Annotated in this window: 21 protein-coding genes; 11 read left to right on the forward strand and 10 right to left on the reverse strand. The window is 38.5% G+C overall.

Annotated features, from left to right (window positions below; all coding sequences use genetic code 11):
- The first annotated feature begins 19 nt into the window (after positions 1 to 19).
- Complete coding sequence (locus ACOKFG_RS06745) at positions 20 to 2,710, forward strand: AsmA-like C-terminal region-containing protein (RefSeq protein ID WP_422862083.1); 2,691 nt, start codon at positions 20 to 22, stop codon at positions 2,708 to 2,710.
- On the opposite strand, the gene ACOKFG_RS06750 is transcribed toward ACOKFG_RS06745, so the two are convergent.
- The 3 genes from ACOKFG_RS06750 to ACOKFG_RS06760 are packed head-to-tail and all read right to left on the reverse strand — an operon-like array spanning position 2,707 to position 5,116.
- Positions 2,707 to 3,531, reverse strand: a complete 825-nt coding sequence (locus ACOKFG_RS06750; RefSeq protein ID WP_422862084.1) for an endonuclease/exonuclease/phosphatase family protein — start codon at positions 3,529 to 3,531, stop codon at positions 2,707 to 2,709. The genes ACOKFG_RS06745 and ACOKFG_RS06750 overlap by 4 nt on opposite strands.
- A gap of 31 nt (positions 3,532 to 3,562) precedes the next feature.
- Positions 3,563 to 4,297 (reverse strand): subclass B1 metallo-beta-lactamase, encoded by a 735-nt coding sequence (bla, locus tag ACOKFG_RS06755; protein ID WP_422862085.1) that lies wholly within the window; start codon positions 4,295 to 4,297, stop codon positions 3,563 to 3,565.
- Positions 4,298 to 4,321: 24 nt separating this feature from the next.
- Positions 4,322 to 5,116: a DUF2797 domain-containing protein gene (locus tag ACOKFG_RS06760; RefSeq protein ID WP_422862086.1), complete on the reverse strand. Its 795-nt coding sequence runs from the start codon at positions 5,114 to 5,116 to the stop codon at positions 4,322 to 4,324.
- A 100-nt stretch (positions 5,117 to 5,216) separates the two neighbouring features.
- Here ACOKFG_RS06760 and ACOKFG_RS06765 point away from each other — a divergent pair, with 100 nt between their 5' ends.
- The 4 genes from ACOKFG_RS06765 to ACOKFG_RS06780 all read left to right on the forward strand — a co-directional run bounded on the left by ACOKFG_RS06765 (position 5,217) and on the right by ACOKFG_RS06780 (position 9,057).
- Positions 5,217 to 6,734: a GH3 auxin-responsive promoter family protein gene (locus ACOKFG_RS06765; RefSeq protein WP_299488418.1), complete on the forward strand. Its 1,518-nt coding sequence runs from the start codon at positions 5,217 to 5,219 to the stop codon at positions 6,732 to 6,734.
- Between the two features lie 289 nt (positions 6,735 to 7,023).
- Complete coding sequence (locus ACOKFG_RS06770) at positions 7,024 to 7,860, forward strand: helix-turn-helix domain-containing protein (RefSeq protein WP_422862087.1); 837 nt, start codon at positions 7,024 to 7,026, stop codon at positions 7,858 to 7,860.
- A gap of 104 nt (positions 7,861 to 7,964) precedes the next feature.
- Positions 7,965 to 8,324 (forward strand): hypothetical protein, encoded by a 360-nt coding sequence (locus ACOKFG_RS06775; protein WP_298794240.1) that lies wholly within the window; start codon positions 7,965 to 7,967, stop codon positions 8,322 to 8,324.
- A gap of 193 nt (positions 8,325 to 8,517) precedes the next feature.
- Positions 8,518 to 9,057 (forward strand): hypothetical protein, encoded by a 540-nt coding sequence (locus tag ACOKFG_RS06780; RefSeq protein ID WP_298794241.1) that lies wholly within the window; start codon positions 8,518 to 8,520, stop codon positions 9,055 to 9,057.
- Position 9,058: 1 nt separating this feature from the next.
- On the opposite strand, the gene clpX is transcribed toward ACOKFG_RS06780, so the two are convergent.
- The 7 genes from clpX to ACOKFG_RS06815 all read right to left on the reverse strand — a co-directional run bounded on the left by clpX (position 9,059) and on the right by ACOKFG_RS06815 (position 16,194).
- Complete coding sequence (gene clpX / locus ACOKFG_RS06785; RefSeq protein WP_298794242.1) at positions 9,059 to 10,294, reverse strand: ATP-dependent Clp protease ATP-binding subunit ClpX; 1,236 nt, start codon at positions 10,292 to 10,294, stop codon at positions 9,059 to 9,061.
- Between the two features lie 89 nt (positions 10,295 to 10,383).
- Positions 10,384 to 11,064: an ATP-dependent Clp endopeptidase proteolytic subunit ClpP gene (gene clpP, locus ACOKFG_RS06790; protein ID WP_298794243.1), complete on the reverse strand. Its 681-nt coding sequence runs from the start codon at positions 11,062 to 11,064 to the stop codon at positions 10,384 to 10,386.
- Between the two features lie 89 nt (positions 11,065 to 11,153).
- Positions 11,154 to 12,476: a trigger factor gene (tig, locus tag ACOKFG_RS06795; RefSeq protein WP_299488409.1), complete on the reverse strand. Its 1,323-nt coding sequence runs from the start codon at positions 12,474 to 12,476 to the stop codon at positions 11,154 to 11,156.
- A 93-nt stretch (positions 12,477 to 12,569) separates the two neighbouring features.
- Positions 12,570 to 12,920 (reverse strand): phage holin family protein, encoded by a 351-nt coding sequence (locus tag ACOKFG_RS06800; RefSeq protein ID WP_298794247.1) that lies wholly within the window; start codon positions 12,918 to 12,920, stop codon positions 12,570 to 12,572.
- 73 nt (positions 12,921 to 12,993) lie between these two features.
- Positions 12,994 to 14,574, reverse strand: a complete 1,581-nt coding sequence (locus ACOKFG_RS06805) for a G-D-S-L family lipolytic protein (RefSeq protein WP_298794249.1) — start codon at positions 14,572 to 14,574, stop codon at positions 12,994 to 12,996.
- Between the two features lie 133 nt (positions 14,575 to 14,707).
- Positions 14,708 to 15,478: an alpha/beta fold hydrolase gene (locus tag ACOKFG_RS06810; protein WP_299488404.1), complete on the reverse strand. Its 771-nt coding sequence runs from the start codon at positions 15,476 to 15,478 to the stop codon at positions 14,708 to 14,710.
- Positions 15,478 to 16,194 carry a pyridoxine 5'-phosphate synthase gene (locus tag ACOKFG_RS06815; protein WP_422862088.1) on the reverse strand — a complete coding sequence of 239 codons (717 nt, stop codon included), beginning with the start codon at positions 16,192 to 16,194 and terminating at the stop codon, positions 15,478 to 15,480. Before ACOKFG_RS06815 ends, ACOKFG_RS06810 begins: the two co-directional genes overlap by 1 nt.
- 85 nt (positions 16,195 to 16,279) lie before the next feature.
- On the opposite strand from ACOKFG_RS06815, the gene ACOKFG_RS06820 reads away from it, so the two are divergent.
- From ACOKFG_RS06820 to ACOKFG_RS06845, 6 genes are all read left to right on the forward strand, one after another.
- Entirely contained in the window at positions 16,280 to 16,936 is a 657-nt protein-coding gene (locus tag ACOKFG_RS06820; RefSeq protein WP_299488397.1) for a CBS domain-containing protein, read from the forward strand.
- 1 nt (position 16,937) lies between these two features.
- Entirely contained in the window at positions 16,938 to 17,819 is an 882-nt protein-coding gene (locus ACOKFG_RS06825) for an NAD kinase (RefSeq protein ID WP_298794255.1), read from the forward strand.
- Between the two features lie 111 nt (positions 17,820 to 17,930).
- Complete coding sequence (locus ACOKFG_RS06830) at positions 17,931 to 18,614, forward strand: DUF6089 family protein (RefSeq protein ID WP_298794257.1); 684 nt, start codon at positions 17,931 to 17,933, stop codon at positions 18,612 to 18,614.
- A gap of 1 nt (position 18,615) precedes the next feature.
- Entirely contained in the window at positions 18,616 to 19,356 is a 741-nt protein-coding gene (locus ACOKFG_RS06835) for an isoprenyl transferase (RefSeq protein ID WP_298794259.1), read from the forward strand.
- Positions 19,328 to 22,000 carry a POTRA domain-containing protein gene (locus tag ACOKFG_RS06840; protein WP_298794261.1) on the forward strand — a complete coding sequence of 891 codons (2,673 nt, stop codon included), beginning with the start codon at positions 19,328 to 19,330 and terminating at the stop codon, positions 21,998 to 22,000. Before ACOKFG_RS06835 ends, ACOKFG_RS06840 begins: the two co-directional genes overlap by 29 nt.
- Positions 22,001 to 22,098: 98 nt before the next feature.
- Positions 22,099 to 22,935: an OmpH family outer membrane protein gene (locus tag ACOKFG_RS06845; protein ID WP_422862089.1), complete on the forward strand. Its 837-nt coding sequence runs from the start codon at positions 22,099 to 22,101 to the stop codon at positions 22,933 to 22,935.
- Positions 22,936 to 22,946: the final 11 nt, after the last annotated feature.

Consider the following 22,946-nt stretch of genomic DNA (forward strand, 5'->3'; position numbering starts at 1 on the left):
CGTTATAAACGCCCAAATTATGAGAACTAAAGCCTTAAAAATCATTGGCATAACCCTACTTGTCTTGATTTCGTTACTAATTGCCTTACCCATGCTACTTGAGGGAAAGATAGCCGATATCATCAAAAATAAAGTCAACAATAACATCAATGCCACCTTGGATTTTGAAAATGCAAGTTTGAGCTTGATTAAAAGTTTTCCCAATGCCCACGTTGAATTGGAACAATTATCCTTGGTAAATAATGCTCCTTTTGAAGGTGATACCTTATTTGCCTCCGACCAGATTGCATTAAAGATGTCAATTAATGAATTGTTCAAAACGGCTGAAGAACCGCTAACCATCAAAAGCCTGAAAGTGGATGGAGCAAAACTTCATATTAAAGTGGACGAATCGGAAAATGCCAATTATGACATTGGCAAAACCTCCGATGAAACCGCAAGTACTGCTGAAAGTGAAGAAGGTGCAAATTTCACCTTGGCGATGGATGCTTATGAAATTACCAATTCTGAAATCACATACGCTGATTTGGTCAGTGGAATGCACTTGACAATCTCGGAGCTAAATCATTCTGGTACGGGTGACCTTTCATTGGAGAAATCTGAGCTTAAAACGATGACGGATGCTTTGGTCTCTTTTGAACTGGATAGCGTTAAATACCTAAACAACAACAAATTGTTTTTGGATGCCTTAATAGGGATTGATTTGGCACAAAACAAATATTCATTTTTGGAAAATAAAGCAATGATCAACCAATTGTCTTTAGTCTTTGATGGATTTGTACAGGTAAATGATGAGAGTCAGGAAGTGGATATTAACTTCAAAACGCCTTCTTCCGACTTCAAGAACTTTTTGGCTGTGATTCCGGAAGTTTATTCCAAGAATATAGAAGATGTACAAACCACTGGTAATTTTGAGGTGGCTGGACAGTTCAAGGGTATTGTTGATGAAGAACACATTCCCACTTTCAACATTCAAATAAATTCGGAAAACGCCTCTTTTAAGTATCCCGATTTGCCAAAATCGGTTCAAAATGTATATATCGACACTGAAATCAACAATCAAACAGGGGTTGCTGAGGACACCTATGTCAACATTAAGAATGCCACTTTTACCATTGACCAGGATAAGTTTAGTTTAAAGTCCAGAATCAATGATTTGATGGGCAATACCAAGGTGAATGCACATTTGGATGGAAAAATGAACCTGGAGAACATTTCCAAAGCGTATCCTATGCCTTCCGACTATAATTTGAAAGGAATCTTGGTAGCTGATGTCACTACTTCTTTTGATATGGCCAGCTTGGAAAACAATCAGTATCAAAATACGAAGACCAATGGCAATTTAGCGGTTTCTAATTTTGAGTATAACTCTGAGGAATTGAAAAACCCAGTGGCTATTAGCTCAGCAGCGGTGGATTTTACTCCGGAGACGGTTTCATTAAATTCTTTTAAAGGTAAAACAGGACAAACCGATTTTGATGCTACAGGAACTCTGTCGAATCTGCTCGGTTTTGTGTTCAATAACGAAAATATTGAAGGGAACTTTTCGCTCGTCTCAAATACTTTTGCCCTAAACGATTTTATGGTAGAGGAGGAAAGTTCTGAAGAAGAGACCAGCGATACTGGTTCAGAAGGAGAGGAACGTATTAAGATTCCATCTTTTTTGGACTGTACCATTGATGCTTCTGCGGGAACCGTGCTCTATGATAACCTCCAACTGAAAAATGTTCAGGGGAAATTGGTCATTAAAGATGAAACCGCAACAGTTCAAAATTTGAAATCCGATTTGTTCGGAGGGACTTTAGGGGTATCTGGTTCGGTTTCTACCAAAGAAGATACATCGACCTTCAACATGGATTTAGGAATGAACAATTTTAATATTGGAGAATCTTTTTCCTCTTTGGAGTTGTTTAAAGTGTTAGCTCCATTGGCGAATGCACTTCAGGGAAAACTCAATTCCGATATCAAGATATCAGGAAATTTAAAAGAAGATTTCACACCCAATTTGGCTTCTATTTCGGGTGATGTTTTGGCAGAACTGTTATCAACCAAGGTAAAAGCGGGAAACGCACCTTTGCTGTCTGCAATGAGTTCCAAACTTAACTTTTTAAACACTGACGATTTAGATTTAAGCGATTTAAAAACCGCATTGAGTTTTGATAATGGTTCTGTAAAGGTAAAACCATTTGCTCTAAAGTATAAGGATATAGCTGTAAATGTGGATGGAAGCCATACGTTTGATAAACAGTTGCAGTACTCAGCAACCTTGGATGTCCCGGCCAAATATTTGGGCAATGATGTGAACAATTTGATTGCTAAAATGGATGATGATAGTTTAAAGGATTTGACCATTCCTGTGGTGGCTAATATTGGAGGAAACTACGCAAATCCCACGGTAAGTACCGATTTGAGCTCTGGGATTTCCAAATTGACAAAACAGTTGGTGGAGATTCAAAAACAGAAATTGTTAAACCAGGGTAAGGACACGGCTAAGGATTTATTATCAGATGTATTTGCCAAGGATGATAAGGATTCTACCCAAACAAGTTCTTCAGGTGTCAAAGAAGCTCTTGGAAGTCTTTTGGGAGGAAAAAAGGACAGTACCCAGACCAAAGATTCCACCAATTCTGAAGATCCGGTAAAAAATACCGCAAAATCCATCTTGGGTGGTCTATTGGGCAAAAAGAAAAAGGATACGGTCAATAACTAATCTAAAGTAACGAGGACTGGAAGATGATCTGAAGGATACAATCCATTCTTTCTCCGGTCGTCAATGGTGCGAAAAGTTTCAACCTTCAAGTTTTTGGTTAGAATGTAGTCTATTCTTCTCGTGAGCTTTTCATTTGGTTTGAAGCCGTTAAATGTTCCAACAGGGCCATAGGCTGAAGCTGCGCTGATTTCATACCCATCTTGTAGTTGTGTTTTCAAGATTTGAATTGGACTTTCTTCGGGATGACTATTTAAATCCCCAATAACGGTAACACGCTCATTGGCAATTCCCATTTTTTTTATAAGCTCAAGGACTAGTTTTGAGGAATTTTCCCTTGCTAGCTTCCCAATATGGTCATAGTGACAATTGAACACATGGGTTATTTTTTTGGTGCCTTTGTCCTTGAATTTGGCATAGGTTACAATTCGTTCCATAGAAGCATCCCATCCTACAGAAATCCTATCCGGCGTTTCAGAAAGCCAATAAGTTTTGGTGTTGACCAATTCCAAATTCTTCTTGTTGAAGAAAATTGCTGCGTATTCACCTTTTTGTTTTCCATCATCTCGTCCTACACCAACAAAACTGAAATTTTCCAGGGTGTTGCCCAAATAGGTCACCTGGTCATGTAAACCTTCTTGAATCCCTAAAATATCAGGGTTATAGTGTTGTATCAAATCTGCAACTTCTTGTTTGCGATTTTCCCACCAATTTTCCTTATCTCCTGGATTGTTATAGCGAATATTGTAGGTCATTATGGATTTTTGGGCATTTAGACCTATGCCTACCAACAGTAAAATGGTAAGAATCAACTCTTTTCTCACGTTTGTTTATTTTGGTTTTTTCAACTTAATATCACTCGAACAATTGGATGGTGTAATCTAAAAGTTCTGTCCCTCCACTTTTACCATGTCCAGGGATTACAATTTCCAAATCTTGAAACTCTTGTTTTATTTTTTCAACTGTGGTCGACCATTCAGAAATGTCTGCATCTTCAAGATTACCCTTGCTGGCGTTCACTGATTTAATAAGACAACCACCAAAAAGAGCCTTTTCTTCTGAAGCATACCCAACCACATTATCTATGGTATGGCCAGCACCAAAATGCTTTACTTGGGTAAATGCATCTCCAACTTTTATTTCAATCATATTATTGAACTCATGTTGAGGTAAAAGTTCCAACCCTTTTTCATTCATTATAGCTATGGTCTTTTGGCTGGCATAAGACATTATGTTACTATTATGAAACTGATTTAACCCACCCCAACAGTCAATATGGAAATGTGTGACCACTACTGCGACAATTTTCTTTTTCTGTTCTTTTTCAATCCATTCAATGAGTTCTTTGGAGGTCACATCATCACTGGGAGTATCAAAAACTACTGCCTCGTCTTGATTGAAATACACCATGCCATTACACTCCACCTTCCCAAAATCGTTGGTTTGTAGGTATGAGATATGTGCAAAAACATTGTTGTTTAGAGGTTTGATTTTTAGGGCGTCTGATTGATACGGTTCCGGTTGCTTATTTTTACAAGAACAACTAATCAACAAGACCCAAAAAGAGAAAAAGAAACGTGCTTTTTTCATTTATAGTGATATACAGAGACGAAATTACTTAATGCCAATACCAACATAGTATCCTTCACTCCCTCGGATGTTGAACACAGTGCTATCTTCAAAAATCAAATATTGACCCTTTACACCTTTAAGGACTCCGGTGTAACTCGGTGTTTTGTCCAGATTAAGACTCTTGACTTTTTCCGGATATTGCAATACGGGAAAATCCATATGCGTCTCGGTGTTCGAATCAATAAAATAATCAGATGCCTCTTCTGGAACACTGGACTTGAGCTTATTTCTCCATTCCACAAGATTAACATCTTCTATACTATTGGTGAGCATTTTACGCCAGCTGGTCTTGTCACTCACATGTGCTTTTAGCGCAACCTCGGTGATGCCTGCGAGATATCTGTTGGGGACTTCAACAATTTCAATGGCTTCATGAGCTCCTTGATCTATCCACCGAGTTGGGACCTGGGATTTTCTGGTTACCCCCACCTTTACGTTACTGCTATTGGCCAGATATACAATATGTGGTTGTAGCTGCGCTTTTTTCTCATATTCCAAATCGCGATCTTCCTTGCCTAAATGGGCTGTGCTCAATTCGGGCTTCATGATCCAATCCCCTGCAGCCGGAGACTCATAAAAACAGGATTTGCAAAAACCTTGTCGATAGATAGGTCTTTCCCTTCCGCAATTCAGACATTGATATTTAATAAAATCGATTTGTATTTCCTTATCCAAAAGCTGGTTCATGTTTAAAAAATCGTTTTCAAAAACGAGATAATATTGGATAGGACTCCCTAGTTCGGTTTGCATTTTGCGCAGAACACCTTCGTAAAGCATGGCGGAATTGATATGTTTTTAGACTGATTTGAAAATGAAGGCAAGATGACCTATTTTAGCTATAAGACCCAACCTCATTATAGGTTAAAGATACCTAAAAATGCCAATACCTTTATTCAATTCCATAGCTTCTTGGTTACTTAAAAAGCGCTATCACCAAATTGAGCTTTTTTTGAAATACCCGTTGGATGTGCAAAGTGAAGTTTTACAGCATTTGGTTGATTTTTCAAAAGATACCATGCTTGGAAAACAGTATGGGTTTAATGACATTGAAAAGTATGAGGATTTTGCAAACAGAGTGCCCATTGTAAACTATGAGGGTATAGCGGATTTGATTGAACGAAGTCGACGTGGAGAACAAAATCTGTTTTGGCCCACGGCGATAAAATGGTTTGCCAAAAGCAGTGGTACGACCAATGCGAAGAGTAAGTTTATTCCCGTAAGCACTGAAGCTCTGGAAGATTGTCATTATAAATCCAGTAAGGATTTACTTTGCTTATATCTTAACAACAATGAGAATTCCCAACTTTTTACTGGAAAGAGTTTGAGGCTTGGGGGTAGCAAAAAGTTGTATGAAGATAATGGGACGTTTTTCGGCGACCTTTCTGCTATTCTAATTGATAATATGCCGCTTTGGGCCGAATATAGTAGTACTCCGGGTAACAAGGTATCGTTAATGAGTGATTGGGAACCCAAGTTAAAAGCCATTATCGATGAGAGTATTCAGGAAAATGTGACCAGCTTGGCAGGTGTTCCTTCATGGATGTTGGTATTACTGAATGATGTATTGGAAAAAACGGGTAAAAACCACTTGTTTGAAATTTGGGAAAACCTTGAAGTATATTTTCATGGAGGAGTGAGTTTTGCACCCTATAGAGATCAGTATAAGAAATTATTGCCCAGGAAAAACTTCAATTACTACGAAACATACAATGCCTCAGAGGGATTTTTTGGGATTCAGGATAGGAATAATTCCCAGGACCTCCTCTTAATGTTGGATTATGGTATTTTTTATGAATTCATACCCATGGATTCCTATGGAAAAGAAGAAAAAGCCATTCCACTTTGGGAAGTTAAAACAGGAGTAAATTATGCCATAGTCATCACCACCAATGCTGGTTTATGGCGTTACAAGATTGGCGATACGGTACGTTTTACTTCAACAAACCCTTATAGAATTCGAATTACAGGGCGTACCAAGCACTTTATTAATGCTTTTGGTGAAGAACTCATTATTGAGAATGCAGAGGAGGCCTTGAACCAGATTTGCCAAAAAACTGATGCTCAGATCATGGATTACACTGCAGCGCCCATTTTTATGAACGGTAGCGAAAAAGGGGGCCATGAATGGATTATTGAGTTTCGAAAACCACCAAAAGATGTTGCCTACTTTACCGAGTTTTTGGACAATGCACTAAAATCGCTGAATTCTGACTACGAGGCCAAACGGTATAATAATATTACACTTCGAATGCCCAAAGTGCATGTTGCACGGCAAAACCTGTTTCATGACTGGTTAAAATCCAAGAACAAACTAGGCGGACAGCACAAGATTCCCAGACTGTCCAATGAAAGAGGTTATATTGATGAATTACTCCAAATGAACGAGATTTCTTAACTTTCAAGAGATCTCAATGGATTTCAGGGCGATTTTTAATCTTTTTCTCATAGTAGGGGCTATTCAGGGCTTTGTCTTCGTATTTGTAACGTTTGCAATGCGAAGGAAAATTGAAAAACCTATATTTTACCTTAATCTTTTTGTCATATTTCTTTCCTTGAACAACCTCCAGTCCTGGTTGATTGATAAAAACATTCTGGAGTATGGCAATATATCAACCTACCTAACAATACCGTGGTACATACTTATCGTACCTGCCTTTTATACATTTCTGCTACATTATCTGGGGATGGAAAGTAAAAAGTCCAACTTGATAAAACAAGGGATTGCCTTTTTCTTGGTAGCATCTTCAATTCGATGGTACTTGATAGTTTCCGTGATTGGAGAAACTACACCGATAGATTTGCTGCATAAGTACAATCTTCTAGAGGACTTCTTAACCTTGGTCTATTCCGTTTACCTCTACACTAAATGTGTTCTGTTACTTAAAAGACATAGGGGGCAGTATGCGGAAATTTTGGTTTATGATAATCTTATTTGGATTGTACACTTTTTAAGATGGGGTGCTTTAGTATTTCTTTTTTGGGGGATTGCAGTCCTACTTAACAGTGTGTTGCACATAGTAAAACCTCCGTATTCATATTATCCTTTAAGATTGACTTCTTCGATATTGATTTATTGGGTGGCTTATAAAGCGTTCTTCAGATATAGGTTGCTAAAAGATAGAGTAGCGTTGAGGGCGATTCTTGCTCCTAATAAGGGGGAGAATGTATTTTCGTCTGAGACAAAAAAAACCCGTGGGAAGTTCACCTTTGATCAGTTTGATTCTTTTATCCTTGAAAACAAACTTTTTCTAGACCCCAATCTAAGTTTGAATACAGTGGCATCAGCATTGCAAATTGGTGTGAGTACTTTATCCAAGGTTATCAATGAAGAACAACTCCATTTTTCGGATTATATAAATACGCTTAGGGTAAACGAATCAAAGAGAATATTAAAAGACCCTGACTTTGAAGCCTACACCATTGTAGCCATAGGTTTGGAATGTGGTTTCAACTCAAAGTCCACTTTTTACCAATCATTCAAAAAGATAACGGGTAAAACACCATCACAGTACCGAGGTTAATCTTCTAAGTAGCATTCGTCCGGATTTTTCCAAATGAGAGATTATAGGACATCTCTTTTCTCATGGTCCAATAGTTTTGAATGTAACCAAAAAACAATTTAATCATGCGAACCATTAGTATTGCTTTTTTGCTTTGTCTATTACTACAAAGTTGTCACTCCTATAAAAATTTAAACAACACTAAAGAACCGCTTGTAGTGGGCAAAAAATATAAACTCAAATTAGATAGGGACGAAGACAAGTATGTTAAAGTGAAAATAACTGGATTAACCGAAACTGGCATTGTTGGTCTTTCAGATGGGAGAGAAATTCAAATAGCCTACAAGGATGTTTGGGAGGTGAAAAAACGAAAGTTCTCAGTAGGGAAAAGTCTTTTAATGGCTGTGGCTACTGTTATTACAGTTGGCACAATTCATCTAATCATTGAAGGGCCTTCTTTGGGAGGTATTGACTTTGGGTATTGATAGTTTGGAACAACAATGACACTTTTAACCAATATTCGAAGAAATTAACGAAAACGTTTTCGTAAATGAATGCCGTTCATCGAACAATCTTTAATTTTGGACAAATAAATCAGGATTTTTAACGTTAATGACTGAAGTTTGGTTCAGATATTTTGAGTTCCCTCATCTTAATAAACCGAATATTAGTAAAGTTATGGCTGAAAAACTTGTTATCATCTCCGATATGTGGGGGGTAAAAAAAGGACTCTGGATTACTTCTTATTTTGGGTACCTACAACAATATTATGATATCGTATTTTATGATTGCCAACAATTGGGCAATATAGATACACCTGTTTCCACGGAAGAAAACATTCACAAAGCTTTTGTTGACGGCGGAATTGATACGGCAGTTGCTCATTTGCTTAAAAAGGAAAATGAAGCGAGTCATTATTTAGCATTCAGTACTGGAGGTACCATTGCATGGAAAGCCGCATTGAAAGGTTTGCCTATGAAATCACTGACGGCAATTTCTCCTACCAGAATACGATTGGAAAATGAAAAGCCAGATGTGCCCACGAATTTAATTTATGGAGGCAAAGACGAATTTCGCCCCGGAAATGAATGGGCAGATGAGATGGGAACTGAACTTCATGTGGTTCCCAATTTTGGGCATCAGTTATACTCCGACGAAAAAATCATTGCTGAAGTTTGTTTGGAACTTTTAGATAAAGTGACCAAAAAAGCAGTGTAGTTTAGGAAACCGCTTTTAATTTTTTAATGGTCTCGTGCGAGAGCTTTTCTTCCGCATAAGCCTTGGTGACTTTAAATTCTTTTTCTTCGCTACTTGGCAAGGCAAACATTGCATCCGTGAAAACGGCTTCGCATAGCGAACGCAAGCCTCTGGCACCTAGTTTATATTCCACCGCTTTTTCTACAATATAGTTTAAAGCCTGTTCGGTAATGCTAAACGTAATGCCATCCATCAGAAACAATTTCTCATATTGTTTGATAATGGCATTTTTTGGCTCGGTCAGAATAGCTCTTAATGTTTTTGAATCCAAAGGATTCATATGTGTAAGCACTGGGAGTCTACCAATAATTTCAGGAATTAGTCCAAATTCCTTTAAATCTTTTGGAATTATATATTGAAGGATATTTTCGTTATCCAAACGATCTTCCGCTTTTGAAGCACTGTAACCCACCGCTTGCATGTTTAGGCGTTTGGTGATAATACGTTCAATACCATCGAAGGCTCCTCCCGCAACAAAAAGAATGTTTTCTGTATTGACCTCAATGAACTTCTGATCAGGATGTTTTCTTCCACCTTTAGGCGGAACATTGACTACTGTTCCTTCCAATAATTTTAGCAGCCCTTGCTGAACACCCTCGCCAGAAACATCACGAGTAATGGAAGGATTATCACTTTTACGGGCAATTTTATCTATCTCATCGATAAAAACGATGCCTCTTTCCGCCTTTTCCAGGTTATAATCTGCGGCTTGCAGTAATCTGGTTAGTATACTTTCTACATCTTCACCTACGTAACCCGCCTCTGTTAATACAGTAGCATCAACAATGGCTAATGGAACGTTGAGCATACGTGCTATAGTTTTGGCAATCAGGGTTTTTCCAGTTCCTGTTTGCCCTACCATAACGATGTTACTCTTTTGGATCTCTACGTCATCTTCTGAGCTTTTGGGCTGAAGAAGTCTTTTGTAATGGTTATATACGGCAACGGACATCACCTTTTTGGTGCGCTCTTGTCCAATAACAAAAGTGTCCAGAAAGTCTCTGATCTCGATTGGTTTTTTCAAGACCAATTCTGAAGACAGATCTTGGTTTTTAGATTGTTTAGATTCCTCCGCTACAATACTATGGGCCTGTTCAATACATCTGTCGCAAATATGTGCGTCAAGACCAGCTATAAGAAGATTGGTCTCAGGTTTTTTTCTACCACAAAAAGAACATTCCAAGTTTTCCTTTGCCATATAAACATTTAAAGTTCAACCACTAATAACGTAAAAAATATAGATTTTGTTTGTTGTCGATGGTCTTTTTTTGACTTCTTAGTACGGTTTTAGGACTTATCCCTTACCAATATTTCGTCGATCATACCATATTTTTTGGCTTCAGGAGCCCTCATCCAGTAATCACGATCACTGTCTTCATAGACCTTATCGAATGATTGTCCTGAGTGATTAGCTATGATATGATATAATTCGTCTTTTATTTTAAGAACTTCCTTGGCAGCGATTTCAATATCACTAGCCTGTCCTTGTGCACCTGATAAAGGCTGATGGATCATAACCCTTGAATGGGATAGCCCACTTCGTTTCCCTTTTTCACCAGCACATAACAATACTGCGGCCATGGAGGCAGCTATACCTGTGCAAATGGTGGCAACATCAGGTTTGATAAACTGCATGGTATCATAGATTCCAAGACCGGCATAAACACTCCCACCTGGTGAATTGATATAAATTTGAATATCCTTGACGGCGTCTGCACTTTCCAAAAAGAGCAACTGTGCTTGAACTATATTGGCCACTTGATCATTGATTCCAGTGCCCAAAAAGATGATTCTGTCCATCATTAACCTTGAAAAAACATCCATGGCAATGGCATTCAATTGTCTTTCCTCGATAATATTAGGGGTCATGCCCACGGGATGCATACTACTTACGATTTGGTCATAGTACATGCTGTTTATTCCGTGATGTTTGGTAGCGTATTTTTTGAATTCTGTTCCGTAATCCATAGGATTTTCTTCGATTTTGCTTAAAAAAAAGGTGCCGAAAACTGAGCTTTCGGCACCGTAAAGATACTTAATTTTCTTTTTAGCTCAATCTAGCTATAGGCTTCTTTAACAAAGTCATCATACGTAACCTCTTTTACTTTGAGGTTTGCATGTTCTTTGTAGAAAGTCAATAGTTTTTGACTCATCAACTGTTCAGAAAGCCTTTTGACTTCATCTTGGTTCCCCATAATGCGATTGGCAATATTCTCCAACTCTTCTTCTTGGGGGTCTAAATGACCGTATTGCGCCATCTGTGATTTGATAAAACCTTTGGAAAATTCTTTCAATTCGTCGAATTGAACTTGAAGGTCATTTTCCTTAATGATTTTACCTTCTATAAGTTGATATCGAAGTCCTTTTTCAGATTTTTCAAACTCTTCTTTGGCCTGATCATCTGATAATGGATTTTCACCACTTACCTGAATCCATTTTTGTAAAAACTCCGATGGAAGATCAAACTTGGTATCATCGATAAGTTTTTCGGTGATATCGTTCAGCAGTTTTTGATCGGACTGTTGTTCAAATTGCTTTTCCGAATCTTCCTTAATTTTTTCGCGAAGTTCCTTTTCCGATTTTACATTGTCCTTTCCAAATAACTTATCGAACAATTCTTGGTCAAGGTCAGCGGGTTGGCGCTCATTGATTTCTTCAATAGTGAAGGCAACCTCGATATTTAATTTTTCAGATTTTTCCTTGTTGATACCTAGTGCACTGGTCAACAGATAGTCTTCCTTGAAAAGTCCCTTTGTTTTTAGTTGAACGGTATCTCCAACTTTTTTCCCTACAAGAGCTTCCAATGCTTTTTTCGCTTTGACCTTATCTAACTCTATTGTGGTTTTATTTTCAATCTCTTCAGCTTCATTTACAAAGACTCCGGTAATTTCATCCGATTTTCCAGCTTCTGTTTTTGAAACTAATTTTCCATATTGTTTCCGGATGCGATCCATTTGTTCTTGGATCATCTTTTTATCTGCAACAATTTTGTATTGGGTGACTGCTTTTTTGGTTTTTACTTTTACCTCAAAATTTGGCGCAAGACCCAATTCAAATTCGAAATCAAGATTATCATTGTCCCAATCAAAATCTTCTTGTTGTTTTGGTAATGGATTGCCCAAAACATCCAATTTTTCTTCAGTAAGATATTTATTGAGGTTATCCTGCAACAATTTGTTCACCTCGTCTACCAATACGGCCTTACCATATTGCTTTTTAATAAGTCCCATGGGTACTTGCCCCTTGCGAAAACCAGGAATATTTGCTTGTTTTCTGTAGTCCTTAAGGATTTTTTCTACTTTGTCTTGATAGTCATCCTTGCTTATGGCAACTTTTACAACTGCATTCAGCTCGTCAATCTGCTCTTTTGTGATATTCATCTCCTACCTAATTTGCTATTCAAAAATGGGTGGCAAAAGTAATGCATTTTCTGATTGACAGCAAGTTTTTAAAACATTGAGGCCCAAACTAAATCATTTCTTTTTATCCTCTTTAAGTATGGAGTGTAAAATAGACTGTAAAAACGATAGCAGAAGACTAAAAAGAATGGCCCACCATATGCTTGATACTTCAAACCCAGAGATAAAATGAGCAGCAATAAGAATAATGATGGCATTTATAATTAAAAGAAACAAACCCAGAGTGACAATGGTTATGGGGAGTGTAAGGACTATTAAGAGAGGTTTGACCAAAAAATTCAGTATACCCAAAACCAAAGCTACAATTATTGCGGTGGTTGGCGAATCTACACCTACTCCTGGTAAGATATAAGATAGGATTACCACTGCTAATGCATTTAGGAGAAGTCTTAAAATAAATTTCATAAGCTCAATATTTTTGAAAAAGAAAGGCACCACAAAACGGTGCCTTTAATATAGTGAATTTGAGTAGTGTTTTCTAATCGATATAAAGTCCCGTGAAATCCAAAGGATTTACTCCGGGGAGGTTGGAGCCAAATTTTGTGTTGATGGCCTCAATAAATGCATTGGCCAATATAGCATATCCTCTTGGAGCTGGATGAACGCCATCCAAAGAGAAGCCTCCTCCGGTTGCAAAAGTTGATGTTACTGTACTTCCATCTGCTAAAGCTATTCCATTTGCATTCAAATCGGAAAGTAAAGTGCTAGCATCAACAAGGGCCAAATCATATTGGGTTGCCAATCCTGCTATGGTAGCATTATATGCTGTGCGAGCATCTTCAATTGCGGTTTGTTCTTCAGGGGTCAGAACCCATTGATCTTCTAGTGGGAAAGTAACCCCGTTTACGGATAATTGTCCGGCTGTCGCTGGATCAACACCAAGGCCTTGTAACATGGCAAAAGCATCTTCATTTAAGGTTGCAATTTCAGAGCTGCTCGTAAGGACCAATAAATCATTCTCATTAGCCTGACGCGCCTGACCGTATAATAAACCTGTTACACCTGCAGTTCCGACATCTACACCATTCATAACAAGAGCTGTAGTGATTGCTCCTGACAAATCTGCCAAGTCTTCATCTTTGATAATCACAGCACTTGCTGCTGAATCTGAGAAAGTAAATTGTCTTTCAGGAACCCCTAAAGCTTGGAATACTAGATTCAATCCGGCAAACTGCGCGTTTAAAACGGGAATCTGAGGTCCGAATGCGGGATTCGTAGGATCCAATGGAGCGAAAGGTACTGTAGTAAAGAATGGAATATCCGTAACATTTGGAATGTTTGCGATAACTCCATCTGCTCCTCCGGCAGTCATAGCCATTAGAATGCCATTTAAAGAACCGGCAAAAACATTTGGGTCTGTGATGTCATTTCTATTGTACGTAGCAGGATTCAGATTTCCTGTTTGATCAACTCCTGAACCACCATTGGTGGCATATAAAAGTATGTCGTTTGCACCTACCCAAGCAGAGAAAAACGTAGCTCCTTGAGCGGCTGCATCTCCAATTACCGTTGCATCTTCTGCTGAAGAAAAACGAGCAAAATATGGGTTGGCCAGTCCTAATGCAACTCCAGCAACACTTCCATAGCCAGGAGCCAATAATTCATAGCTTTTGGCACCGGGAATTCCAAAATTGTTGAAAGAGCCTGTTAACTTTGTAGAAACCTCAGTAGTTCCAGCCCCAGTAACAGGAGTTGGCGCAGGACCATCCGCGGTAAATGCGAGAATCAGTCTGTTTCCGCTGATAGGATTTCCTTGAAGGGTCAATCCGCCTAGATTGTCCGCCATAAAGGGAACATTAAACTCTCCTCCGCCTACCAAATCAAAATTTGAAGCCAGCATAACGGGAAGAGAAGCTAATTGTCCATCACGGAACAATGCATTATCAGAAAAACCTGCTGTCAGTGAGTTTCCGACAGAAATATAATTCGAGAAATTTGCCGAACCGGCAGTGTAAACAATAGGATCGGGATCCGGTTGTGTTACTATCGGAGATTCATCATCTTCACATGCAATCAGGAATATCCCTAAAAAGGGGAGCAGGGCATATAACTTTTTCATATTCAAATCTGTTTTGTGTTAGCTTAAGTTAGTTTTATGTTCAAACCAATGCTACCAAAACTAGGTGAAATTTGTTATACAGACAATAAAATGGGTAAAAAAATTATGCATGCATAATAAAAAGCTAGTAATTTTAGGAATTTAGAAAGTGTAGTGATTTTTCGAAAAACTGTTTTGGGTTTTCGGCATGCAACCAATGACCTGCATTGGATACAGTGTCTATTTCGGCATTTGGAAAGTGTTTTTTTATCTCAAGAAGGTCATTCTGAAGAATATATTCTGAACGATCTCCGCGCAAAAACAGTGCAGGACCTTCGAATTTGGATGTGGAACTTATGTTTTCACCGATTTCATCCATTTTATCCTTAAGAACTTCAAAATTGAAGCGAAATCCCAATTTCCCCGCTTCTATCCAATGTAAATTCTTTAATAGGAATTGGCGTATGCCAAACTCTGGTAAATATTGGGAAAGTACTTCGTCAGCTTCTTTCCTACTTCCGATTGTTGCCAAGTCGAGTTTGGCCAATGCATCTATTATGGGTTGATGATGCGGAGGGTAGTATTTAGGGGCAATATCTGCCACAAGCAGTTTGTGTATTCTTTCGGGAACTGAAACTGCCAATTGCATTGCAGTCTTGCCTCCCATGGAATGTCCAATAATATTTGCTGCTCCTATGTGGTGAAAGTCCATATAGTTAAGGATGTCTTCGCTCATAAATTCATAGTCAAAATCTTCCGAATGAAAACTTTTCCCATGATTGCGTTGATCGACCAGATGCACCTGAAACCCATGTTGTATATATTGGTTGGCAAGCGTTTTCCAATTATCTGACATGCCCAAAAAACCATGTAGGATTATTATGGGTTTTCCTTCGCCTATAATTTTTGAATGTAATAACTCCATTATTTCAATCGGTGTAAATACATATTGACTACATTTTCCAAACCTAAATAGAGTGATTCGCAAATGAGCGCGTGTCCTATGGATACTTCTAGGAGGTTTGGGATATTTTTTTTGAAAAATTGAATATTTTCTAGGTTAAGATCATGTCCCGCATTGATGCCTAGCCCTACTTCGCTTGCCATTTCGGCAGCTTTAACAAAGGGTTGGATTCCTTCTGTCTTCTTGCCATGAGCAAAATCATGGGCGAAGCTCTCTGTGTACAATTCAATCCGGTCAGTTCCCGTTTCTGCTGCTCCTCTTACCATTTCAACGCTTGGGTCTACAAAAATTGAAGTCCTGATGTCATTGTTCTTAAAAGTCTTAATTACATCGATTAGGAAATCCCGATGTTTAATGGTGTCCCAACCGGCATTGGACGTTATGGCATCCTCAGCATCTGGTACTAAAGTGACCTGTGTGGGTTTGACCTCCAACACCAAATCAATGAACTTCGGAATGGGGTTGCCCTCTATATTATATTCTGTTGTAACTACCTTTTTAAGCTCATAGGCGTCACTATATCGTATGTGCCGTTCATCTGGTCTTGGATGAATGGTTATGCCCTGTGCTCCATAGGATTCAATGTCTGCGGCAGACTTTAAAAGGTTGGGCGTGTTGCCTCCTCGTGAATTTCTTAGGGTTGCGAGTTTATTAATATTGACACTAAGTTTTGTCATGTATTCCAATTTTGAACGTCAAAAATAAGAATTAGGCACGCCTTTTGCGATTTAAAATTAGTATTTTGCACCTGAAAAATTTGTTATGCAAATTCAAAGTCAAATCATATCCACTGTCCCCATTTTTGAGGTCTCTGAGACTTTGAAAGAGATTATTCAGTTTTTTGAGGAAACAACTTTTTCCCATGTAGCTGTGACAGAGAACGGGGCTTTTATAGGATTACTTTCTGAGAACGATTTGGCCTGCTTTGAGCCGGATAAAAAGATTGAGGATTTCCGATTTGAACTTGAAACTTTTTTTGTGACCAAAGAAACCTCATGGTTAGATGTTTTGGAAATGTTTTCTAGAAATGAGGCCAATATTCTACCTGTTCTTGATAAAAATGAAATCATTGTTGGATATTATGATTTGGAAGATGTGGTGTCAGTCTTTATCAATACGCCTTTTTTTAGGGAGCCAGGGGGTATTCTGGTAGTTTCCATTGGGGTAAAGGATTATTCATTTAGTGAAATAGCACAAATTGTCGAAGGGAACAATGCACGCTTATTAGGCGCTTTTATTACCGATTCACAGAATGATATTGTTGAAATAACATTAAAAGTCGGTTCGGAAAATCTTAATGACGTGGCCCAGACCTTTAGAAGATACAACTATACCATTGTTTTCGGCAATAGCGACGACCAGTTTTTGGAAGATTTAAAACAACGGTCAGACTACTTGGAAAAATACCTTAACGTGTAACATGAAAGTAGCCATCTTCGGCCAGAGTTTTCAAGAAGAAGACAAAGCCTACATTATAGCGTTATTGGAAGAACTAAAGAAGGTCAATGCCTCTGTTTTTATGGAAACGGGATTTGATGACTTGGTGTCCAAGTATATTCCAAAATTTGATTATGGAGCCTTTTCGCAGGATGCTGGCCTAGATTCATCCTTCGACATATTTGTAAGTTTTGGAGGAGACGGAACCATGCTTAGGGCTGTAACCTATGTAAAGGATTTGGGAATTCCTATTGTGGGAGTAAACACGGGTCGATTGGGTTTTTTATCCACTTTCAAAAAAGAAGATGTGCGCAAGGTGGTAACGGAATTTACTGCGGGCAATTATAAAATAGAAGAACGTAGCCTTGTTGAGGTAGAAGTTAATTCCGATCTCGATGAGATAGGTGAACTCAACTTTGCTCTAAATGAAGTTACAGTAAGCCGAAAGGATACCACTTCGATGATCAATGTGGAAACCTACCTGAATGGGGAATATTTAACTTCTTACTGGGCAGATGGCTTGATCGTATCAACACCGACAGGATCGACTGGTTATTCCTTGAGTTGTGGGGGACCGGTAATAGAACCAACAGCAAAATCTTTGGTTTTGACCCCTATTGCACCCCATAATCTTAATGCTCGTCCTTTGGTAATATCAGATGACACCCAAATAAGATTAAAGGTTTCTGGACGTGAAGAAACCCATTTGGTATCCTTGGATTCTAGGATAGCAGATATTCCGAATGGTAAGGAAATCAAGGTGAAAAAATCAAATTTCACCATCAAAATGATTGAATATACTTCAGAAAGCTTCTTGAAAACACTTCGGAATAAATTGCTTTGGGGTGAAGATAGACGGAATTGAGTCTAACAAAAACAATAAAAGAAGCTAAAAACTGTTTATCAAAAGAGAACATTCTAACAGTATACCATATAGACTTTCCTTTACCTCTAATATGTTTAATTTTTTGATTGTATGCGGATAGTTTTGGCTATTGTACTCTGCTGCGTGTTTAATGTCAACGCCCAGACTTATGAGATTGGTCTTTTTGCGGGAGGAACCAACATGATTGGTGATGTGGGGCGAACAAACTATATTTTGCCATCCGGCCCCGCCTTTGGAGGACTTTTTAAATGGAATAAAAGCAAGAGGTATGCGTGGAGAGCAAGTGTGCTTTATGGAACATTTACCGCAGATGACTCCAAATCCAGCAAATCTTCACGACGCCAACGACAGTATAGTATAGATAATTCCGTCTTGGAATTCTCCGCGGGATTGGAATTTAACTTTGTAGAGTACAATCTTCATAAGCTTGGACCAGCTTTTACTCCCTATCTTTATACGGGTTTCACCTACTTTAGATACGATTTTAATTATTTTGATGCCCTTCAAGTGCAGGATATTAACCAAAAAGACGGTAGTTTTGCAATTCCAATGACGGTAGGGGCGAAGTATCGTTTGAATCAATTTTTGATTCTAGGTGCAGAAATTGGGGCCAGGTACACATTTACGGACAATTTGGACGGAAGTAACCCGGAAGGATCCAATTTTGAGCAATTTAGATTCGGAAATATATTGAGCGATGACTGGTACGTCTTTTCAGGTATAACATTAACGTATACCTTTGGGCGCAAACCTTGCCAGGATTGTTTTCAATAAAATGCACACACTAGAGGACGTAGACAAAGACAAACTTCCAAAACATATTGCCGTTATAATGGACGGCAATGGTAGGTGGGCCAAACAACGCGGCAAACTTAGGATTTTTGGACATGAGAATGGGGTAGAAGCGGTCAGGAAGACCGTTGAAAATTGCGCAAAACTCCAAATAGAATTTCTTACGCTTTATGCCTTTTCAACTGAAAATTGGAATAGACCAAAACTCGAGGTCGAAACTTTGATGCGACTTTTGGTGACTTCACTTCGAAAAGAATGGAAAAGGCTTCATAAGAATAATATCAGACTTAGGACTATTGGAAATCTTGATTCCTTGCCCAAGAAAGCACAAAAAGAGCTGGCGGAAGTAATTTCCAAAACCAAGGATAACACTGGAATGACACTTACGATAGCGCTAAGCTATGGCTCTCGTGAGGAATTAAAATCAGTAGTTAAGGAAATCAGTATCAAAGTTAAAAATAGCATAATTTCACCTGAAAATATTGACGAAACCGTTATAAATACTCATCTTTACACGCATTTCATGCCAGATGTGGACTTGCTTATCCGAACCAGTGGTGAACAAAGGATAAGCAATTTTTTACTTTGGCAGATAGCATACGCCGAATTACATTTTATTGACGTATTTTGGCCCGATTTTAGTGAACATCATTTGGTAGAGGCAATATTAAGTTACCAAAATAGAGAACGACGATTTGGAAAAACAAGCGAACAACTTAACTAAGGTTATAAAAAATACCACCCAACTATACTTAAAACTACTCCTTCTTTTACTTTACACGGGCCAAAGCTTTGCACAGGACACCTCTTTTGAGAATGGTAAGGATTATATTTTAGGTGGACTAACTGTAACGGGTCTTCAAAGCTATAACGAACAAACCGTAAAAACCTATACGGGACTTCGTGTTGGGCAACCGATTACCATTCCGGGTGAAGAAATAAGTGCTGTAATTAAGAAATTATGGAGTTTAGAATTATTCAGTAATGTTGAGTTCTACTATACCAAAATCGAAGGCGATCAAATATTCCTTGAACTTAGTATTCTTGAAAGGCCAACACTTAGCAATGTTACTGTTTATGGCGTAAAAAAGCGGAAGGTAGAAGACATTTTGAACGATACCGACCTTAAAAAGGGTAAGAAAATAACGGAAAGTTTAATTGCCAATACCAAAAACTATCTCCAGAACAAATATAAAAAACAGGGTTTTCTTAATGCTAGGGTAACCATTGCAACGGCGAATGACACCGTGGGCGCTAACTCCCAAAGTATGGTGATCAATGTAAAAAAGGGAGATAAAGTAAAAATCAGGAATATTGTTTTTGGAGGCAATGAGCAACTGCCTGACAAAAGACTATTAAAATCTTTGAAAAAGACCAAAAAACGAAAATTCTATCGTTTTTGGAAAAAGTCAAAATATATTGAAGAAGACTACAAGGAAGATTTATCCAGCCTTATAGATACCTATGCCGAAAGAGGTTATAGAGATGCAAGAGTGTTGTCGGACACCTTTATCAAGGTAGATGAAAACAGCATCGATTTAAAGATTGATGTTGAAGAAGGAAATAAATACTATTTCGGAGACGTGAATTTCGTTGGAAACACGGTGTATTCTGACAGAATATTGAGCCAAGTTTTAGGTATTCGAAAAGGGCAAACCTATAATGGAGTACTACTCAAAAAACGAATCGCAGATGATTCAAAGCCTGATGGAGAAGATCTTACCAATCTATATCAGAACAATGGCTACCTATTCTCAAGTATCAACCCAGTTGAAGTTTCGGCAATTAATGATACCATCAACTTTGAAATCCGGATTATAGAAGGTAAAGAAACCTTTTTGGATCACGTAACTGTTACTGGGAATGACAAGACCAATGACCACGTAATCTTTAGGGAGTTGCGCACAAAACCTGGTCAAAAATACAGCAAGGATAACATTGTAAGGAGTATCCGTGAATTGGGACAACTTGGATTTTTTGATGCGGAACAAATTGCTCCAGACATTCAAAACCCGGACCCAAATGCAGGTACTGTTGATATAAATTATAGTCTAGTAGAATCAGGTTCCAGCCAAATTGAACTTCAAGGTGGTTTTGGTGGAGGTGGATTCATCGGAACCCTGGGGCTTTCGTTCAGCAACTTCTCATTAAAAAATATTTTCAACGGTGAAGCTTACAAACCTGTCCCTATGGGTGATGGACAGACCTTTTCACTTCGATTACAGGCCAGTAGAACGTTTAGGGTCTACAGTCTGAATTTTTCGGAACCATGGCTAGGTGGCAAAAAACCAGTTCGATTTAATCTATCCCTATCGAGAACCCAACAATTTGCTACTAGTTTTAATAACAGCGGCAGGTTTGATGTAGATAAGAGTAGAGGTTTTGCGATTACAGGAATTTCGGCAGGGTTGGCAAAAAGGGTTCAGTGGCCAGATGATTTCTTCACCATCTCCCATTCCTTAGCTTATCAATTATACGATTTTAACAATTTCAACAACGGACTTTTCAACTTTGGTAATGGTAGTTCCAATTCGTTGAGCTATACTTTGGGGATTTCAAGAAGTTCTCAAGGACCAAGTAGAATATTTCCACTTCGAGGTTCAAACTTTGAGTTAACGGCTAAGTTTACACCTCCATATTCACTTTTTGGAAATAAGGACTTTAAGGACATCCGAACCCAAATCGATGAAAAAACAGCCAGACTGATTGAAATTGGTGGGCCTAATATTGGAACAGTAGAAGAACAAGCCGAATTTGTGCAACTAAGCGGTGAGGTTGAAAATTTAGAGGAAGAACGTTTTAAACTGTTGGAATTCTACAAGATCAAGTTCAAAGGAGATTGGTACACGAACCTGGTGGATAAATTGGTGCTACGAACCAATGCCGAATTTGGTTTTCTTGGCAGTTATAACAATGATATAGGGGACGTACCGTTTGAACGCTTTTTTGTAGGTGGGGACGGTCTTGGAAACTTTACCTTGGACGGCAGGGATGTAATTCAACTTAGAGGTTATGAGAATAGCTCATTGACTCCGTTCAGTAGAAATGCGATTACCGGTCAAGATGAAAGGGATGGTGGTACTATCTACAATAAATTCTCTTTGGAGTTAAGGTACCCGCTTACCTTGAAACCCTCAGCTTCCATCTATGCACTCTCTTTTTTAGAGGCAGGGAATGCCTTTAACAATTTTAATGAGTTTAATCCGTTTCAATTAAAAAGATCTGCCGGAGTGGGGCTACGTATTTTTATGCCGGCATTTGGTCTCTTGGGTATTGATTTTGGGTATGGATTTGATACAGATGCCAATCCATCTTCTGTTGGACCAAGCGGCTGGCAAACACACTTCATTATCGGTCAGCAATTTTAACTATAAGAAAATACAAGCTTTGTAATTTAATAAGTAGCTCATTTTGAATTAATTAGTTATTTTGGCACGATATTTTCTTTGTAAAAGCGGAATCAAAAATGAATAGTAAAGTTCTTTTGTCATTGATTGTTTTACTGCTATCCCTAAATAGCTTTGCCCAAAGAGGTGTACGAATTGGTTATGTAGATATGGAGTACATCCTTGAAAATGTTGAGGAGTATAGAGAAGCAACGGAACAACTAGATGCCAAGGCCATCAAATGGAAACAGGAAATTGAGCTTAAACAAAGTGTTGTTGAGCAAATGAAGAAGGACCTGATGGCGGAAAAAGTGTTGTTGACGGATGAACTCATTGCGGAACGCGAAGAGGAAATCCAGATTTTGGAAGCAGAAATGCTCGACTATCAGCAAGATCGCTTTGGACCGCAGGGAGATTTGGTCTTACAGAAACAACTTTTGATTCAGCCTATACAAGATCAAGTATTCAATGAGGTCCAAAAAATAGGCGGAAATAAAAGATACGATTTTATTTTTGATAAATCGGCAGATGTTGTAATGTTGTACTCCGAAAAAAGACACGATATCAGTGACTTGATTTTAAGGGAGATAGCACGGACTCGCAAGGTGAGCAAATCCAACAAAAAAGCTAATGAAAAAAGCAGATTGGATAAGTTTAAGGAAGAGCAGGCCGAAGATGATAAAGAAGTGAGTGAAGCCTTAAAGGAGCGTCAAGCGAAAGCCGATGCTGCTAGAGATGCCAAAACAAAATCAGCAGATGAGCGCAGAGCAGAGCAATTAAAATTGAGGGAGGAACGCAAGAAGGCGTACGAGGCTAGAAGACAAAAATTATTGGAAGAGCGTGAAGCCAAACGAAAAGCGAAACTGGAAGAACGGGAAAAAGCGCAAGAACAAGAAAAAGATTCAATACAACAGTAAATATTGAAACA

The organism is Flagellimonas rhodophyticola, assembly GCF_049332665.1.
GTDB lineage: Bacteria > Bacteroidota > Bacteroidia > Flavobacteriales > Flavobacteriaceae > Flagellimonas.

Coding starts and splice junctions, on each gene's coding strand:
- ACOKFG_RS06820 (WP_299488397.1), top strand. CDS start 16,280: ATGCAAATTCAAAGTCAAATCATATCCACTGTCCCCATTTTTGAGGTC.
- ACOKFG_RS06815 (WP_422862088.1), bottom strand. CDS start 16,194: ATGACAAAACTTAGTGTCAATATTAATAAACTCGCAACCCTAAGAAAT.
- ACOKFG_RS06835 (WP_298794259.1), top strand. CDS start 18,616: ATGCACACACTAGAGGACGTAGACAAAGACAAACTTCCAAAACATATT.
- ACOKFG_RS06830 (WP_298794257.1), top strand. CDS start 17,931: ATGCGGATAGTTTTGGCTATTGTACTCTGCTGCGTGTTTAATGTCAAC.
- ACOKFG_RS06770 (WP_422862087.1), top strand. CDS start 7,024: ATGGAAAGTAAAAAGTCCAACTTGATAAAACAAGGGATTGCCTTTTTC.
- ACOKFG_RS06825 (WP_298794255.1), top strand. CDS start 16,938: ATGAAAGTAGCCATCTTCGGCCAGAGTTTTCAAGAAGAAGACAAAGCC.
- tig (WP_299488409.1), bottom strand. CDS start 12,476: ATGAATATCACAAAAGAGCAGATTGACGAGCTGAATGCAGTTGTAAAA.
- ACOKFG_RS06845 (WP_422862089.1), top strand. CDS start 22,099: ATGAATAGTAAAGTTCTTTTGTCATTGATTGTTTTACTGCTATCCCTA.
- ACOKFG_RS06775 (WP_298794240.1), top strand. CDS start 7,965: ATGCGAACCATTAGTATTGCTTTTTTGCTTTGTCTATTACTACAAAGT.
- clpX (WP_298794242.1), bottom strand. CDS start 10,294: ATGGCAAAGGAAAACTTGGAATGTTCTTTTTGTGGTAGAAAAAAACCT.
- ACOKFG_RS06805 (WP_298794249.1), bottom strand. CDS start 14,574: ATGAAAAAGTTATATGCCCTGCTCCCCTTTTTAGGGATATTCCTGATT.
- bla (WP_422862085.1), bottom strand. CDS start 4,297: ATGAAAAAAGCACGTTTCTTTTTCTCTTTTTGGGTCTTGTTGATTAGT.
- ACOKFG_RS06800 (WP_298794247.1), bottom strand. CDS start 12,920: ATGAAATTTATTTTAAGACTTCTCCTAAATGCATTAGCAGTGGTAATC.
- clpP (WP_298794243.1), bottom strand. CDS start 11,064: ATGGATTACGGAACAGAATTCAAAAAATACGCTACCAAACATCACGGA.
- ACOKFG_RS06745 (WP_422862083.1), top strand. CDS start 20: ATGAGAACTAAAGCCTTAAAAATCATTGGCATAACCCTACTTGTCTTG.
- ACOKFG_RS06810 (WP_299488404.1), bottom strand. CDS start 15,478: ATGGAGTTATTACATTCAAAAATTATAGGCGAAGGAAAACCCATAATA.
- ACOKFG_RS06760 (WP_422862086.1), bottom strand. CDS start 5,116: ATGCTTTACGAAGGTGTTCTGCGCAAAATGCAAACCGAACTAGGGAGT.
- ACOKFG_RS06780 (WP_298794241.1), top strand. CDS start 8,518: ATGGCTGAAAAACTTGTTATCATCTCCGATATGTGGGGGGTAAAAAAA.
- ACOKFG_RS06765 (WP_299488418.1), top strand. CDS start 5,217: ATGCCAATACCTTTATTCAATTCCATAGCTTCTTGGTTACTTAAAAAG.